Raw genomic sequence first — 15,482 nt, 5'->3', positions numbered from 1 at the left:
ACTGGAGCTCGCGATGATGTTAAGTAAGAAAAACAGCGAGACGCTGGAAAATTTCAGTGAAAAGCTGGAGGTGGAAGGTCGCAGCCTTTGGCAAGATGCCCGTCGGCGCTTTATGCATAACCGTGCGGCGGTGGCCAGTCTTATTGTCCTGTTTCTGATAGCCCTGTTCGTGACAGTGGCGCCTATGCTGTCGCAATTTACCTATTTCGATACCGACTGGGGCATGATGTCCAGTGCGCCGGATATGGCGTCCGGTCACTATTTCGGCACTGACTCTTCCGGGCGCGATCTGTTGGTGCGCGTTGCCATCGGCGGGCGTATCTCATTAATGGTCGGGATTGCCGCCGCGCTGGTGGCGGTCATTGTCGGAACGCTGTATGGCTCGCTGTCCGGCTATCTGGGCGGCAAAATTGATTCTGTGATGATGCGTTTGTTGGAGATCCTCAACTCGTTCCCGTTTATGTTCTTTGTGATTTTGCTGGTGACGTTTTTTGGGCAGAACATTCTGTTGATTTTCGTCGCCATCGGCATGGTCTCCTGGCTTGATATGGCGCGTATCGTGCGTGGCCAAACCCTAAGTCTTAAACGTAAAGAATTCATCGAAGCCGCGCAGGTGGGTGGTGTGTCGACTGCCAGCATTGTGATCCGCCATATTGTGCCTAACGTCCTGGGCGTAGTGGTAGTGTATGCATCGTTGCTGGTGCCCAGCATGATTCTGTTTGAGTCTTTCCTCAGTTTCCTGGGGCTTGGGACGCAGGAACCGTTAAGCAGTTGGGGAGCGTTATTGAGCGATGGCGCAAATTCAATGGAAGTCTCACCGTGGCTGCTGCTGTTTCCGGCTGGCTTTCTCGTGGTGACGTTATTCTGTTTTAACTTTATTGGCGATGGCCTGCGTGATGCCCTCGACCCGAAAGATCGTTAAGGAGTACAGCCATGAGCTTATCAGAAACCGCAACTCAGGCGCCGCAACCGGCGAATGTACTGCTGGAGGTAAACGATCTTCGTGTTACGTTCGCTACGCCTGATGGCGATGTGACGGCGGTCAACGATCTGAACTTTACGCTTCGCGCTGGAGAAACGTTAGGTATTGTTGGCGAGTCTGGATCGGGGAAATCGCAAACGGCGTTCGCATTAATGGGACTGCTGGCGACGAATGGTCGAATCGGCGGTTCCGCGACCTTCAACGGACGTGAAATTCTTAATCTACCTGAGCGCGAACTGAATACGCTGCGCGCAGAACAGATTTCGATGATTTTTCAGGACCCGATGACCTCGCTAAATCCTTATATGCGCGTTGGGGAGCAGTTAATGGAAGTCCTGATGCTGCATAAAGGGGTGAGCAAAGCGGAAGCTTTTGAAGAGTCCGTCAGAATGCTGGATGCCGTAAAAATGCCGGAAGCGCGCAAACGGATGAAAATGTACCCGCACGAATTTTCCGGCGGAATGCGTCAACGTGTGATGATTGCGATGGCGCTGTTGTGCAGGCCGAAACTGCTTATTGCCGATGAGCCTACCACCGCGCTTGATGTTACCGTGCAGGCGCAGATTATGACCTTGCTTAATGAGCTAAAGCGCGAATTTAATACCGCCATTATCATGATTACCCACGATCTGGGCGTGGTCGCGGGTATTTGCGATAAGGTCCTGGTAATGTATGCCGGGCGTACCATGGAATACGGTAAGGCGCGCGATGTCTTTTATCAGCCCGTTCATCCGTATTCGATAGGCTTGCTTAATGCGGTGCCGCGTCTGGATAGCGAGGGGGCGGAAATGTTGACGATTCCGGGCAATCCTCCCAATTTATTGCGTTTGCCTAAAGGTTGTCCGTTCCAGCCGCGTTGTCCTCATGCGATGGAGATCTGCAATAATGCGCCGCCACTTGAAGCGTTTAGTCCTGGTCGCTTGCGCGCCTGTTTTAAACCGGTGGAGGAACTGCTATGAATGCTGTGATTGAACAACGTAAAGTTCTCCTCGAAATCGCCGATCTGAAAGTACATTTTGATATCAAAGAAGGGAAGCAGTGGTTCTGGCAACCGCCGAAAACTCTGAAAGCGGTGGACGGCGTTACGCTACGCCTGTATGAAGGCGAAACGCTTGGCGTGGTGGGTGAATCCGGCTGCGGCAAGTCGACGTTTGCGCGCGCCATTATTGGTCTGGTGAAGGCGACAGACGGTAAAGTCGCCTGGCTGGGAAAAGATCTGTTGGGCATGAAAGCGGATGAGTGGCGCGAAGTGCGCAGCGATATCCAGATGATTTTCCAGGACCCGCTGGCGTCACTCAACCCGCGAATGACGATTGGCGAAATTATCGCGGAACCGCTGCGCACTTATCATCCTAAACTTTCGCGCCAGGACGTGCGTGACCGCGTGAAAGCCATGATGCTGAAAGTGGGGCTGCTGCCGAATCTCATCAACCGTTATCCCCATGAGTTTTCCGGGGGGCAGTGCCAGCGCATCGGTATCGCCCGGGCGTTGATCCTGGAACCTAAGCTCATTATTTGCGATGAGCCGGTGTCGGCGCTGGACGTTTCTATTCAGGCGCAGGTGGTGAATTTGCTCCAGCAGTTACAGCGAGAGATGGGGCTGTCGTTGATTTTTATTGCGCACGACCTGGCGGTCGTAAAGCACATATCCGATCGTGTCTTGGTGATGTATCTCGGTCATGCAGTAGAATTGGGCACCTATGATGAGGTGTACCATAATCCACTGCATCCTTATACCAAAGCGCTGATGTCGGCGGTACCGATTCCCGATCCCGATCTGGAGCGAAATAAGAAGATACAATTGCTGGAGGGCGAATTACCTTCGCCCATTAACCCGCCTTCCGGCTGCGTGTTCCGTACACGCTGTCCGCTAGCCGGGCCAGAATGCGCGCAAACGCGACCGGTGCTGGAAGGAAGTTTTCGCCATGCCGTTTCCTGCCTTAAAGTAGACCCGTTATAATCGCAAGGGCTGACAATTCGTCAGCCCTTCTTTTAGGTGAGGTTACCGTGTCACTTTCTTTGTCGTCGGTTCGCCGTCGTCTTTATCATAATCTGTTCGATTTGACTACGCGCTCAGGTCGCCGTTTTGAAGGGTTATGCGCGCTGTTTGCGCTGCTTAGCGTACTGGTCATTTTTGTTGAATCAGGCGTAGGAACGGAATATCACCTGACATTTGATGAATGGCATATTTTTGTCTGGCTGGAGCTCTGCGTTACCCTGATATTTACCGGTGAATACTTGCTCAGACTGTTTAGCTGGCCCGAACCGGCAAAATACGTTTTTAGTTTCTGGGGATTTATTGATCTGGTGACGATTTTGCCGCTGTACGTCATGTGGCTGTGGCCGGAAATTAGTCTGAACTATATGTTCGCCTGGCGTGCTATGCGAGCGATTCGCGTGCTGCGTATTCTTAAACTGCTACGCTTTATGCCATCCCTGCGCGTATTCTGGAGCGCCATTATTAGCGCGCGTCATCAGCTTATTCTGTTCTATTCATTTATTGCGATCGTGATGATTATTTTCGGTGCCCTGATGTATCTTATTGAAGGACCGAAATATGGCTTCACGACGCTTAATGCCTCGGTGTATTGGGCGATAGTGACAGTCACAACCGTGGGGTACGGTGATATTACGCCGCATACGCCGCTGGGACGTATTGTCGCGTCGGTGCTTATTTTGATTGGTTATTCGGTGATTGCGATTCCTACAGGACTGATTACCACGCACATGAGCAGCGCGTTTCAAAAACGTCACTGGCAGCGAAAATGTCCGCAGTGCCAGCAAAGCCAGCATGAACATAGCGCGCAATATTGTAACCGATGCGGCAGTAAGCTACCGGATTAAACAGGCTTGCCGGAGGGCGCAATCAGACGCCATCCGGCCTGAACCGCTTATTCGCGCCAGAGAATATGGCACAGCTTGTGGTCCTTTTCCCGGCACAGCAGAACGCGGGCGAAAATGTCGTTAATTTCGCCGTCTTCGGTATCCGCCAGGCCAATTACCACCTCGGCAAAAAAGTCTGGATTCAGGTCAAAATCGACGTGCTCTTGCCAGTCTTCAGCGGGATCAAACAACTCCGCGCCGCCGCGCTCCTCGAATTGCAAATTGAACAGAATGATATCAGCCGGATCAAGATTATCCGCCGCCAGCTCAAGAAAAATATCGTAAGCCTGCTCAAGCGTTTCGTCTTCAGTCAGGCGATTGTTCAGATCCATTTCCATAGTGACTACCTGTTTACTCATGTTGGTCACGTTTTACAGCAATGGACTAAAGAAGTAAAACAATCGCTCGGTAATACGCTGCCATAACGGACGTTTTACCCACAAACGCGCATCTAACAGGCGGGAGCGCGAAATATAATCGTCCTGTACCGCAGCCAGATCGGCGCCGAAACCCGTATCATCAATGACCAGCGTAATCTCGAAATTAAGCCACAGGCTACGCATGTCGAGATTCACGGTACCGACCAGGCTCAGTTCGCCATCGACCAGCACGCTTTTGGTATGTAACAGCCCGCCTTCGAACTGATAGATTTTCACGCCCGCCGCCAGTAACTCGCTAAAAAAGGCGCGACTGGCCCAGCCGACGAGCAGTGAATCATTTTTACGGGGCAGGATAATACTGACATCCACGCCGCGCTGCGCAGCGGTACAAATAGCGTGCAGCAGATCGTCGCTGGGGACGAAATATGGCGTGGTCATAATTAAATATTCGCGCGCAGCATAGGTGGCGGTTAATAGTGCCTGGTGAATGAGATCTTCCGGAAAACCAGGGCCGGAAGCAATGGTATGAATGGTATGCCCGCTGGCCTGCTCAAACGGCATAATATTCACATCCGGCGGGGGAGGCAGAATGCGTTTACCCGTCTCGATTTCCCAATCGCAGGAGTAAACAATCCCCATTGCTGTCGCCACGGGGCCCTCCATCCGCGCCATCAAATCGACCCATTGCCCAACGCCGGCATCCTGTTTGAAAAAACGCGGGTCCACCATATTCATACTGCCGGTATAGGCGATGTAATTGTCAATCATCACCATTTTACGGTGCTGGCGAAGATCCATACGGCGTAAAAAGACGCGCATCAGATTCACCTTTAGCGCCTCTACGACTTCAATGCCAGCGTTACGCATCATGGCCGCCCAGGGGCTGCGGAAGAAAGCGACGCTACCCGCGGAGTCCAGCATAAGCCGGCAGTGGATGCCGCGGCGGGCGGCGGCCATTAACGATTCAGCGACCTGATCCGCCATGCCGCCTGGCTGCCAGATGTAAAACACCATTTCGATATTATGCCGCGCCAGTTGGATATCGCGAATAAGCGCCTGCATGACATCATCGGAGTCGGTAAGCAATTGCAACTGGTTGCCTTTGACGCCCGCAATCCCCTGACGTCGTTCGCACAGCTTAAACAAGGACGATGCGACGCTACTGTTTTCTTGCGCGAAAATGTGTTTGCAGGCTTTGAGGTCATTCAACCATTTGGCGGTAGACGGCCACATGGCGCGGGCACGCTCGGCGCGACGTTTGCCTAAATGCAATTCGCCCACGGACAAATAGGCGATGATCCCGACCAGCGGAAGGATATAGATGATTAACAACCAGGCCATTGCGGAGGGAACTGCGCGCCGTTTCATTAGAATACGTAATGTGACGCCGGCAATGAGAACCCAGTATCCCAAAATGACCAGCCAACTCACCACGGTGTAGAAGGTTGTCATAACTTTAAAAATCCTTTAGAAAGCGTGTTGTTAAGAGTTTACGCGTCAGGATTCACATGGCAAATAAAAACACGGGAAAAGCGCTGGTCTGCATCCGGCGAGGGGGTATAATGGCGCTTCTGTTACAGTGAGAGTCGTAAACATGAAGCGTAGTAGAACGGAAGTGGGGCGCTGGCGAATGCTACGTCAGGCGAGCCGCCGTAAAGCGCGTTGGCTTGAAGGGCAATCACGCCGTAATATGCGTATCCATACTATCAGGAAATGTATCTTTAATCGTCAGCGTAATTCATTACTCTTTGCGATTCACGGTGTGTGAGCCAGAAAGGGCACCGTATGCGGTGCCCAACAGGCCATCCTTTTCAAAAGATCTTCTTATACGGTTTGACCGAAACCTGTGCATAGACGCCCGCTGCGACGTAGGGATCCGCATCAGCCCAGGATTGCGCTGCTTCTAAAGATTCAAATTCAGCAATGACCGTTGACCCGGTAAATCCGGCTACCCCAGGATCGTTACTGTCCACTGCGGGCATCGGCCCGGCAGTTAATAATCGCCCTTCATCATGCAGAAGTTGCAGGCGCGCCAGATGCGCGGGCCGTACCGAGAGGCGTTTTTCAAGCGAGTTGGCATTGTCCTGAGCGTAAATAACATACAGCACGGGTAGAGCTCCTTAATCGGTAAAAGTTGCTGATTACGTTATTGGAAAGGGCATTTAACTGCAATGTAAAGATACCGACTTTGTTAAACATGCACATTTTGTGTGGTTTTTTGCGCGATATCATCTTTTAAATGCCGCTATCGGCAATGCCTTATTGAATATGATTGCTATTTGCATTTAAAATTCAGCTCTGGTTTTTCAACTGAAACGATTATGACTTCAATGACCCTTGATTTACCTCGTCGCTTTCCCTGGCTGACACTCCTTTCCGTAGGCATTCATGGTGCTGTAGTGGCAGGTTTGCTCTATACCTCGGTACATCAGGTTATTGAATTGCCTGCGCCAGCGCAGCCTATCACGGTGACAATGGTTTCACCCGCCGACCTGGAGCCTCCCCAGGCGGTTCAGCCGCCGCCGGAGCCGGTGGTTGAACCCGAACCGGAGCCAGAGCCGATCCCTGAACCGCCTAAAGAAGCGCCCGTGGTGATTGAGAAACCCAAACCTAAGCCAAAACCCAAGCCAAAACCGAAACCGGTGAAAAAGGTTGAAGAGCAGCCGAAGCGCGAAGTCAAACCAGCCGCGCCGCGTCCTGCCTCACCGTTTGAAAATAGCGCCCCGGTGCGGCCAACAAGCAGCACCGCATCGGCGACCAGCAAGCCCGCGGTGAGCGTGCCCACTGGACCTCGCGCTCTGAGCCGTAACCAGCCGCAGTATCCGGCGCGAGCACAGGCGTTACGTATTGAAGGCCGCGTAAAGGTGAAGTTTGACGTGACCTCTGCTGGGCGAGTGGAAAATGTACAGATTCTATCCGCGCAGCCAGCCAATATGTTTGAGCGTGAAGTTAAGAATGCGATGCGCAAATGGCGCTATGAAGCAGGCAAGCCGGGTTCCGGGCTGGTGGTCAATATTATCTTCCGTCTGAACGGTACGGCGCAGATTGAGTAATCTCTGGCGCCGCCAGTAGGAATATACCATCACCTGCTGGCGGCGTAAGCGGGTATACTTAACCCTGAACCGGGAGCGGGCGAGGTTTACCGTCCGGATCGACGGCAACATAAATAAACAGCGCCTCGGTGGCCTTGTAGCGCTGTCCAATCGGTTCTGACGCGACTTTTTTCACCCAGACTTCAATATTGATGCTAATAGACGTCGTACCGCGTTTAACGCAGCGCGCGTAGCAGCATACGACATCGCCAACCGCGACGGGGCGCAGAAATGTCATTCCTTCCACGCGTACGGTTACAACCCGACCGTGCGCGATCTCTTTGGCCAGTATCGCGCCGCCAATATCCATTTGCGACATCAGCCAGCCGCCAAAAATATCGCCGTTCGCATTGGTATCGGCAGGCATGGCCAATGTACGTAAAACCAGCTCGCCCTGAGGAGTATTATCCATTGTTGTCATTGTAAAACCGACTATCAGAAAAAATTACAGCCGCGATGCTACTATGAATTTTGTGTGGAGAATAGTGGGAATAAAGGTACTGACGGGAAAGCGCAGGGCGTAAAGGCGGAGAAAATATCGCCAGGCGTTCGCAGTCTGGCGATGATAAGTCACGGGAGGGTTATGATTTATCTTCCTGTGGCAGATGCCGGTAGATATAGACGCCGCTCAGCAGGGTAAAAATGAGCGTCAGCGCCGTGAGTCCAAAGACCTTAAAGTTGACCCAGATATTTTGCGGCAACCAGAAGGCGATATAAATGTTAGCCAGACCGCACGCAATAAAAAACAGCGCCCACGCCAGGTTCAGCTTTGACCAGACCTGCTGCGGCAACGCCAGTTCTTTACCTAACATACGTTGGATTAACGGTTTTTTCATCACCCACTGGCTTATTAACAGCGCGCCGGCGAACAGCGCATAAATAACCGTCACCTTCCATTTAATAAATTCATCGTTATGGAAGAAGAGCGTCAGACCGCCGAAGACGGCAACCAGAACAAAGGTAATCAGCGCCATCTTCTCTATTTTCCGATAGCGCACCCAGCTATAAATCAGCACGATTGCCGTCGCGACAATCAGTGCGGAGGTCGCCGCATAGATGTCATAAAGTTTATAAAACGCAAAAAAGACAACCAGCGGTAAAAAATCCAGAAACTGCTTCATTCTTCGATTCCATCATCAACGAGCGTCGAATGCGCCGCGTAACGGCGCATTGCGGATTATTGGCGAATCAACATATACAGGCGGAATAAGTAGATAAGCAATACTGCGGAAATCAGATTGCTCAACGTATTCGCCAGTACAGCGCCTACATTTGGGGTCAGTACAGCGAAGCTGGGCGCGAACAGCAATAGCAATGTTTTAGCCAGTAACCAGCCTATCACCGCAGGCGCGACCAGTCTCATGTTAGCCCAGGCTAAACGCATACTGCTGCGCATTGCGGCAAACACGCCCATTTTCTCTTCAACCAACATCACTGGCGCAAGCGCCAGCACAATGGCCATAATAATCCCCGGAACGACAATCAGCATTATACCGATTTGCACTAACAGGGTAGTCAGAAAAATGAGAATAAACAGTTTAGGCAATGCAGGGGCGCTGGCGCCGATAGCGCGCAGCGCGCTAACCCGATGTCCCGCTGAAACTAACTGAATCATCAGGATGATACCGCCGGCCAGAATAGCGTTGCCGATAAGCCCGGAAAACGTCGAGGCGGCAGAGGCGCGCAACAGGATCTGCTGCTGCTCCGGCGTCATATTTTGTACCAGCTCAAACAGGCCAGCGCTGCCTGCCAGATGTTCTCCTTCGCTGAGTTGCGCGATTTGCGCATCGCTGGGTGAAAAGGCATGACCTAAGACCACCGTGATAAATGCGCACAGCAACGAAACCAGCAAGATAGTAATAAATTGATTTCGGAAAAAATTTCCGGCGTCACGGTAAACGGACTTCGCCGTGATAGACATGCACTCTCCTTGAGTTTTGCAGGTGTTAATTTGCGGGCAATTGTACCCTGGATAACTCTACAGTGGCAGCATCAGCAGTTGTATGGAAAAGCATATCTTTGTAAAGCGGCGGTAATCCGTATCGCGCGCGGGCGCGATTACACGCCTCATTCACTTCGCCTCCTTCGCCCGATATCGAAAATTCGCGACAGGTTGAAGGGCGGTTTTCATAAATAGCGCAACTGACGTTTTCACCCGGCGTGCCAATTAGCGCTTTACAGTGCGGCTGTTTTTGGTTGGTACCGGCCATACAACGTAAAAAAGGGGTAACAGGCTCGGTTAATGACGCCGGAACGCGCCCGCTGGCATCGTCGCCTTCAGCCCAATAAAAGGAGACACGAAAATAGGCACAACAGGCACCGCATGTCATGCATGGGTTAAGAACGCTCATGATTCACCTGCAAAAAACTCACGTATCAATAGATTACAACGGAAATTAATCTGTCCCGCAGTGTTCGCGAATCTTAACGCCACGCGCCATTGCGGGACATTGATTACCTTAGCCAGCCTTTATCGCCAGGGCAACAGGAGCAGACAAATATTTGCATAGCGTGAATATGTCAAAATTGATCTGAATTCCTATAACCAGGATTTTCAATACAAGTTCTAAATTAATCTGGATCAATAAATGTTAAATTATAAGAGCAAATGTGATCTGTGTTAGATCACTTATTACTTCATTGTGGGTATATTCATCACGCTTTTATAACCATAACGATGGAGCGGGTATGAAAAAATTTACAGTGGCGGCACTGGCGTTAACAACTCTTCTCTCAGGCAGCGCGTTCGCGCACGAAGCCGGAGAATTCTTTATGCGTGCAGGTCCGGCAACCGTCAGACCTACAGAAGGGGCGGGTGGTACGCTGGGGCATTTAAACGGGTTTGATGTGAGTAATAACACGCAACTCGGCCTGACATTCACTTACATGGCGACGGACAATATCGGGGTTGAATTGCTGGCGGCCACGCCGTTCCACCATAAGGTGGGTACGGGCGCGACGGGAGATATCGCCACGGTTCACCTGTTACCGCCAACATTAATGGCGCAGTGGTACTTCGGCGATTCCAGCAGCAAAGTGCGTCCTTATGTCGGCGTGGGGGTGAACTACACCACCTTCTTCGATAACGACTTTAACGATAATGGTAAAAATGCCGGGCTGTCCGATCTGAGCTTTAAGGATTCCTGGGGCGCGGCAGGGCAAGTTGGGGTAGATTACCTGATTAACCGCGACTGGTTAATTGGCGCCTCTGTCTGGTACATGGATATTGATACTACCGCCAATTATAAAATGGGCGGCGTTCAGCATCATGACAGCGTGCGTCTGGACCCATGGGTATTTATGTTCTCGGCAGGCTATCGTTTCTAATCGCGTGATGTTGTGACGAAAAAAGACCCCGCCAGGCGGGGTCAAAAAAGGACATGACACACGGATTTTACTTGTCGGAACTCACTTGTCTTCTTTCGGTTCGCCGCAGCCTAGTTCTGCGCCAGTGAGAGGATCAACGGTGGGGTCCGATTTCGTTCTTTCTGCCATCGCTTTGAGCAGCGCCATCTGCTCGCGCGGCAATTTCACTGTCGCCAGGCCATCGCCGCCATCAACAGCAGGCATCGGTTCTGCGACATAGTTGAAGTTCTCATCGCTATTCCAGCTACCTCGCGGATCGTCGCCTTGCGACATGTTGTAGTACACGTCGGTATACTGTTCTACCGGCGGTAATTTACCCGGCGGGAAGTTGTTACGAATCGAATACAGCGCCTTTTCAAAAGAGAGCTGGTGCGCGACTTCACGGGTCATTAAGAAACTGAGCGTGTCTTTTACGCCGGGATCGTCGGTCAGATTAATCAGGCGTTCATAAATGATCTTCGCTCGCGCCTCTGCCGCGATGTTTGAGCGTAGATCGGCTGTGACTTCGCCGATAGTATCAATATAAGCCGCGGTCCACGGTACGCCGCCGGAGTTCGTCAACGCCGGGCCGCCGCCATACAGCAGAGAGGTGATATGGCTGTCATTACCATTCTGCGTCAGCGAGCGATAAAGTTCCGCTTCGCTTTCGGTGCCTTCCGCCAGCTCGCCTTTAGCGCCTTTATTAAGCATTCCTACCAGTGAGCCGATAATTTCCAGATGACTCAGCTCCTCGGTGGCGATGTCCATTAACATCTCTCTACGACCGGCATCATCATCGCTTAAACCTTGCGTGAAGTAGCGGCAGGCGGCCGCCAGTTCGCCCTGCGGGCCGCCAAACTGTTCCAGCAGCAGGTTCGCTAATCCAGGATTAGGTTCGCTCACTCGCACAGTATATTGAAGTTGTTTTACGTGTCGAAACATATTGCCTCCTGCTTATTATTTATTTTTTGGCTTCAACGCCATCTGCTTCAGATCGCAGTAAAAATTGTTCCGTTGTCTGCGGAATATGTTTGATCAGCCAGTCAGCCATTTGCATTTCTTCTTTCAGAATGGCTTCAATCGTCGGAATTGAGGCAGTGTCGCCAGCTTTTTTTGCCGCCGCCAGCAGGGAGGTATAACAAGCAATTTCGAACTGCTCGAAAACATAACCGCTAATTGAGCCTTTGACAATTTCATCGGAAGGGAACATGCCACCGATAGATTGCCCCATTGCTGCCATTTTACTCATGGAGTCTTTCAACACCGAACGGGAAATGCCATTACGGTCCAACACTTCTTCGAGCATGGTAATTTGATGTTTGGTTTCACTAATATGTTGTTCAATTCTGGCTTTTATATCAGGGTAATTTTCAATACGGCTGGCCATAGATTCAAGCATCGATTCTGCCTGTTTTTCCATGGCATGGGCGTCACGAAGCCAGTTATGATAATGTTCAGTATAATTCATTTTATATTCCTCAATGCGTGATAATCTGCTCCGATAATAAAATCGGAATCATGCAAGCTGATAATTAAAAATATTATTTCGATTTGCGTTCAGCACTTTTATTAACATTGCTGACTGCTAAATCGGTAAGTTTTAAATCAGTTTGTTTTTCCTCGTCGAGGGTTTCTTTGAGCAGTTTTAATGCCTTGCTATAGCCGAGCTGCTCGGCCAGGGTAGCTAGCGTGCCGTAGCTGGCGATTTCGTAATGCTCGACTTTTTGCGCCGCGGCGATAAGCGCTGCATCGCGTACTTCGTTTTTCTCCGTACTTTCGATGACTTCATTGGCTTCTTCAATCAGCCCTTCCATAGCGACGCATTTCATTCTTTTCAGTTTAATGCCAGATTCAGATTCGACGATCTGATCAATACGTTCAATCTGACCCTGGGTTTCTTCAAGATGAGATTGAAAGGCCTGGCTTAATTTTTCATTGGACGTGGCTCTGGCAAGTTTAGGAAGAGCCTTGGTTAATTGTTTTTCTGCACTATAGGTATCTGAAAGTAGATGGATAAAAAGGTCTTCAACGGTTTTGATATTCATAAATCTAATTCTCCTGGGCAAAATACTGCGAGCCAGAAGACTCGCAGATTGCTTGATAAAAGCATGTGTTATATTTACATTACAGTAAATCAGGAATTATCGGATTTACGTCCGCCGTGACTATTCTGACCACCTTTTTTACCGGCTTCAGAAGCTCGTTGCGGATCGTTTTTGAAATTCCCGCCGCTATGCTGACCGCCTTTGCGGCCCGCTTCAGATGCTTTTTCACGATTCCCGGCGAAATTTCCTGAACCACCACGATGTTCGGCCATATTATTTCTCCTGTCTCGTTGCTTGCTGAAAAAATCGGTTTTAACCGTGTCGACACCCTATTAAAATTAGTTGGTTAAACCGATTAGTCAAATTGACGGAAATAGTTGTGATTTACCGCGTAAATAACGCACAAAAAATGGTTTAGAGATAATATATTCTATATTTTCTTTTAGAATAAGCGATTTAACAGAAAATGCTTTGCATTGTTATTAATAACAAGCGTCACTATCTGCGGCCATAGAAACGTTGGTGCATTGTTTATTGGCATTTCTTTACATAAAGGCGGGGGAAATTGACGTGAAAACGCTAAATTTTTCGGCGTGATTAGGAGTTTTCTTAGCAAAAATTGACTTCAGACTTTTTGAAAGCTGGACGGGGAATAACACCAAAAAGATTGATGATGTACGTCTGAATCGTGATTCTGGTTCGGCGCCAGCCACTCATTAAGCCGCCAGCGTTATGCTGACGGCTTAACCCGTTATGCGCGGCTGGCGGCTTTCATGGCTGAGACAAAGGACCTGAGCTCCGCCAACATCTGTTCGGGAGACGCGAGGTTTTTCTCGATAATCTTGACAATGGCTGAGCCGGAGATAGCGCCAGCCGCCCCGGCACGCACGGCCGCAGACACCTGTTCCGGCGAGGAGATACCGAAGCCCTGTAACGCAGGCGCGGCATGGTACTCTTTAAGCTTCTCAATGAGATGATGCAACGGCAATGCGCCACGGTTTTCTGCGCCGGTGACGCCCGAACGCGAAAGCAGGTAGGTGTAACCGCGGCCGTAAGATGCGACCTGGCGCAGAAGATCGTCATCCGCATTTGGCGGGCAGATGAAGATCGGCGCGATGTTATGCCGTAACGCCGCCTGGCGGAAGGGGGCCGATTCTTCAACCGGGACATCTGCGACCAGCACGGAATCTACGCCAACCTGTTCACAACGGGCATAGAACGCATCTATGCCGTTATTGAACACCAGATTCGCGTACATTAGCAGGCCAATCGGAATTGTCGGGTGTTTTTCACGAATCAGCGCCAGCATTTCAAAACACTGAGCCGGCGTGACGCCAGCGGCGAAGGCGCGTAAGTTCGCATTCTGGATGGTAGGGCCATCGGCCAGCGGATCGGAGAAGGGAACCCCCAGTTCCAGAGCGTCGGCGCCAGAGTCAATCAGTGTGTCGATAATTTTCAGTGACTGTTCAATGCCAGGGTCGCCCAGAGTTACGAAGGGGACAAAAGCGCCTTCCCGGCGATCGTTGAGCTGTGCAAATAAATTTTCGTAGCGTTCCATCAGATTTCCCCTCGCGCTTTCAGGATATCGTGTACGGTAAAGATGTCTTTATCACCGCGGCCAGAGAGATTGACCACCAGCAGTTGCTCTTTTTCCGGCTGCTCGCGCATCATTTTCAGAGCGTGCGCCAACGCGTGGGAGGATTCCAGCGCCGGGATAATTCCCTCATGGCGGCACAACGTTTTGAAGGCTTCCAGCGCCTCATCATCGGTAATGGAGACATAATCCGCGCGTCCGATGCTGTTCAGGTACGCATGTTGCGGCCCAACGGATGGGAAATCGAGCCCGGCGGAAATGGAATAGGACTCTTCAATTTGCCCGTCTGCTGTTTGCATCATCGGCGCTTTCATCCCGAAATAGATGCCAACGCGACCATGTTTAAGCGGCGCACCATGCTTGCCGGTTTCAATACCGTGACCGCCAGGTTCAACGCCTATTAGCCCGACGCTGGTATCATTAATAAAATCCGCAAACATCCCGATAGCGTTTGAGCCGCCACCGACGCAAGCGATAACGGCATCTGGCAGACGGCCCTCTTTGTCGAGGATTTGCGCTTTCGTCTCTTCGCCAATCATGCGTTGGAACTCGCGAACGATGGTAGGATAGGGATGCGGTCCTGCCGCCGTGCCGAGCATATAGTGCGCGGTTTCGTAACTACCGGACCAGTCGCGCAGCGCCTCGTTACAGGCATCTTTTAGCGTAGCGGAGCCGCTATGAACCGGGATGACCTCAGCGCCCATCAGACGCATACGGAAGACGTTCGGCGACTGGCGCTCAACGTCTTTGGCACCCATATAGATACGGCATTTCAGACCCAGCAGGGCGCTGGCGAGCGCAGAGGCGACGCCGTGCTGACCGGCGCCGGTTTCAGCGATAATCTCGCTTTTCCCCATCCGTTTGGCCAGCAGCGCCTGACCCAGTACCTGATTAGTTTTGTGCGCGCCGCCGTGCAGTAAATCTTCGCGCTTTAAATACAACGTGGTACGCGTACCGGCGGTAATGTTCTGGCATTTCGTCAGCGCGGTGGGGCGTCCCGCGTAGTTTTTTAGCAGATCGGCGAATTGCGCCTGAAATTCAGGATCTTTTTGCGCGCTGACGAAGGCCTCTTCAAGCTGGTTCAGCGCAGGCATCAGGATCTGCGGCACATACATGCCGCCGAATTCACCAAAGTAGGGGTTGAGAAGTGTTGTCATGTTT

At 51.2% G+C, this 15,482-nt stretch carries 20 protein-coding genes; 7 read left to right on the top strand and 13 right to left on the bottom strand.

The annotated features are described in order from the left end of the window. Window positions 1-13: 13 nt before the first annotated feature. From oppC to ACLJRU_RS01910, 4 genes are read left to right on the top strand one after another with little or no spacing between them, the layout of a single operon-like run. Window positions 14-922, top strand: coding sequence for an oligopeptide ABC transporter permease OppC (oppC, locus tag ACLJRU_RS01925; RefSeq protein WP_000979653.1), 909 nt, complete (start codon window positions 14-16; stop codon window positions 920-922). A gap of 11 nt (window positions 923-933) precedes the next feature. After that, entirely contained in the window at window positions 934-1,941 is a 1,008-nt protein-coding gene (locus ACLJRU_RS01920; protein WP_000058860.1) for an ABC transporter ATP-binding protein, read from the top strand. Then, the gene (oppF, locus tag ACLJRU_RS01915; RefSeq protein ID WP_000994698.1) at window positions 1,938-2,942 is read left to right on the top strand and encodes a murein tripeptide/oligopeptide ABC transporter ATP-binding protein OppF; all 1,005 of its coding nucleotides are present in this window, start codon (window positions 1,938-1,940) and stop codon (window positions 2,940-2,942) included. The genes ACLJRU_RS01920 and oppF overlap by 4 nt, the downstream gene beginning before the upstream one ends. A 47-nt stretch (window positions 2,943-2,989) precedes the next feature. Further along, window positions 2,990-3,826 (top strand): ion transporter, encoded by an 837-nt coding sequence (locus ACLJRU_RS01910; protein WP_000059074.1) that lies wholly within the window; start codon window positions 2,990-2,992, stop codon window positions 3,824-3,826. Window positions 3,827-3,873: 47 nt separating this feature from the next. Here the strand turns inward: ACLJRU_RS01910 and ACLJRU_RS01905 are convergent, their stop codons facing one another. Both ACLJRU_RS01905 and cls read right to left on the bottom strand, forming a co-directional pair. Further along, window positions 3,874-4,203 carry an HI1450 family dsDNA-mimic protein gene (locus tag ACLJRU_RS01905; protein WP_000425070.1) on the bottom strand — a complete coding sequence of 110 codons (330 nt, stop codon included), beginning with the start codon at window positions 4,201-4,203 and terminating at the stop codon, window positions 3,874-3,876. 33 nt (window positions 4,204-4,236) lie between these two features. Then, window positions 4,237-5,697, bottom strand: a complete 1,461-nt coding sequence (gene cls, locus ACLJRU_RS01900; RefSeq protein WP_000206886.1) for a cardiolipin synthase — start codon at window positions 5,695-5,697, stop codon at window positions 4,237-4,239. A gap of 142 nt (window positions 5,698-5,839) precedes the next feature. Between cls and ACLJRU_RS01895 the strand changes: the two genes are divergently transcribed. Next, window positions 5,840-6,013, top strand: a complete 174-nt coding sequence (locus ACLJRU_RS01895; protein WP_001531561.1) for a YciY family protein — start codon at window positions 5,840-5,842, stop codon at window positions 6,011-6,013. Between the two features lie 43 nt (window positions 6,014-6,056). Here the strand turns inward: ACLJRU_RS01895 and ACLJRU_RS01890 are convergent, their stop codons facing one another. Then, entirely contained in the window at window positions 6,057-6,353 is a 297-nt protein-coding gene (locus tag ACLJRU_RS01890) for a YciI family protein (RefSeq protein ID WP_000967605.1), read from the bottom strand. Window positions 6,354-6,575: 222 nt separating this feature from the next. Between ACLJRU_RS01890 and tonB the strand changes: the two genes are divergently transcribed. Then, on the top strand, window positions 6,576-7,298 hold the full coding sequence (gene tonB / locus ACLJRU_RS01885; RefSeq protein ID WP_024148651.1) for a TonB system transport protein TonB: 723 nt from the start codon (window positions 6,576-6,578) through the stop codon (window positions 7,296-7,298). Between the two features lie 58 nt (window positions 7,299-7,356). On the opposite strand, the gene yciA is transcribed toward tonB, so the two are convergent. The 4 genes from yciA to ACLJRU_RS01865 form a co-directional block, all read right to left on the bottom strand. Further along, a complete protein-coding gene (yciA, locus tag ACLJRU_RS01880; RefSeq protein WP_000210317.1) occupies window positions 7,357-7,758 on the bottom strand; it encodes an acyl-CoA thioester hydrolase YciA in 402 nt (133 codons plus the stop codon). A gap of 160 nt (window positions 7,759-7,918) precedes the next feature. Further along, window positions 7,919-8,458, bottom strand: coding sequence for a septation protein A (locus ACLJRU_RS01875; protein ID WP_000808682.1), 540 nt, complete (start codon window positions 8,456-8,458; stop codon window positions 7,919-7,921). Window positions 8,459-8,514: 56 nt separating this feature from the next. Further along, window positions 8,515-9,258: a YciC family protein gene (locus tag ACLJRU_RS01870; protein ID WP_000028507.1), complete on the bottom strand. Its 744-nt coding sequence runs from the start codon at window positions 9,256-9,258 to the stop codon at window positions 8,515-8,517. Between the two features lie 25 nt (window positions 9,259-9,283). Then, a complete protein-coding gene (locus ACLJRU_RS01865) occupies window positions 9,284-9,688 on the bottom strand; it encodes a YkgJ family cysteine cluster protein (protein ID WP_000114955.1) in 405 nt (134 codons plus the stop codon). A 337-nt stretch (window positions 9,689-10,025) separates the two neighbouring features. Here ACLJRU_RS01865 and ompW point away from each other — a divergent pair, with 337 nt between their 5' ends. Continuing rightward, complete coding sequence (gene ompW / locus ACLJRU_RS01860) at window positions 10,026-10,664, top strand: outer membrane protein OmpW (RefSeq protein ID WP_000714796.1); 639 nt, start codon at window positions 10,026-10,028, stop codon at window positions 10,662-10,664. A gap of 81 nt (window positions 10,665-10,745) precedes the next feature. On the opposite strand, the gene ACLJRU_RS01855 is transcribed toward ompW, so the two are convergent. The 6 genes from ACLJRU_RS01855 to trpB form a co-directional block, all read right to left on the bottom strand. Further along, on the bottom strand, window positions 10,746-11,624 hold the full coding sequence (locus tag ACLJRU_RS01855; RefSeq protein ID WP_000488354.1) for a manganese catalase family protein: 879 nt from the start codon (window positions 11,622-11,624) through the stop codon (window positions 10,746-10,748). Between the two features lie 19 nt (window positions 11,625-11,643). After that, window positions 11,644-12,150, bottom strand: a complete 507-nt coding sequence (locus tag ACLJRU_RS01850) for a ferritin-like domain-containing protein (protein WP_023234982.1) — start codon at window positions 12,148-12,150, stop codon at window positions 11,644-11,646. 73 nt (window positions 12,151-12,223) lie between these two features. Continuing rightward, complete coding sequence (locus tag ACLJRU_RS01845) at window positions 12,224-12,727, bottom strand: ferritin-like domain-containing protein (RefSeq protein WP_001022822.1); 504 nt, start codon at window positions 12,725-12,727, stop codon at window positions 12,224-12,226. Between the two features lie 89 nt (window positions 12,728-12,816). Further along, a complete protein-coding gene (locus ACLJRU_RS01840) occupies window positions 12,817-12,999 on the bottom strand; it encodes a general stress protein (protein WP_001540164.1) in 183 nt (60 codons plus the stop codon). Between the two features lie 479 nt (window positions 13,000-13,478). Further along, window positions 13,479-14,285, bottom strand: coding sequence for a tryptophan synthase subunit alpha (trpA, locus tag ACLJRU_RS01835; RefSeq protein WP_000443036.1), 807 nt, complete (start codon window positions 14,283-14,285; stop codon window positions 13,479-13,481). Beyond that, window positions 14,285-15,478, bottom strand: coding sequence for a tryptophan synthase subunit beta (gene trpB, locus ACLJRU_RS01830; RefSeq protein WP_001540163.1), 1,194 nt, complete (start codon window positions 15,476-15,478; stop codon window positions 14,285-14,287). Before trpB ends, trpA begins: the two co-directional genes overlap by 1 nt. Window positions 15,479-15,482 lie beyond the last annotated feature (4 nt).

The organism is Salmonella sp. SAL00653 (assembly GCF_046552515.1).
Classification (GTDB): Bacteria; Pseudomonadota; Gammaproteobacteria; order Enterobacterales; family Enterobacteriaceae; genus Salmonella; species Salmonella enterica.
Note: the sequence above shows the minus strand (reverse complement) of the source record. Positions and strands in the feature narration are given on the sequence as shown.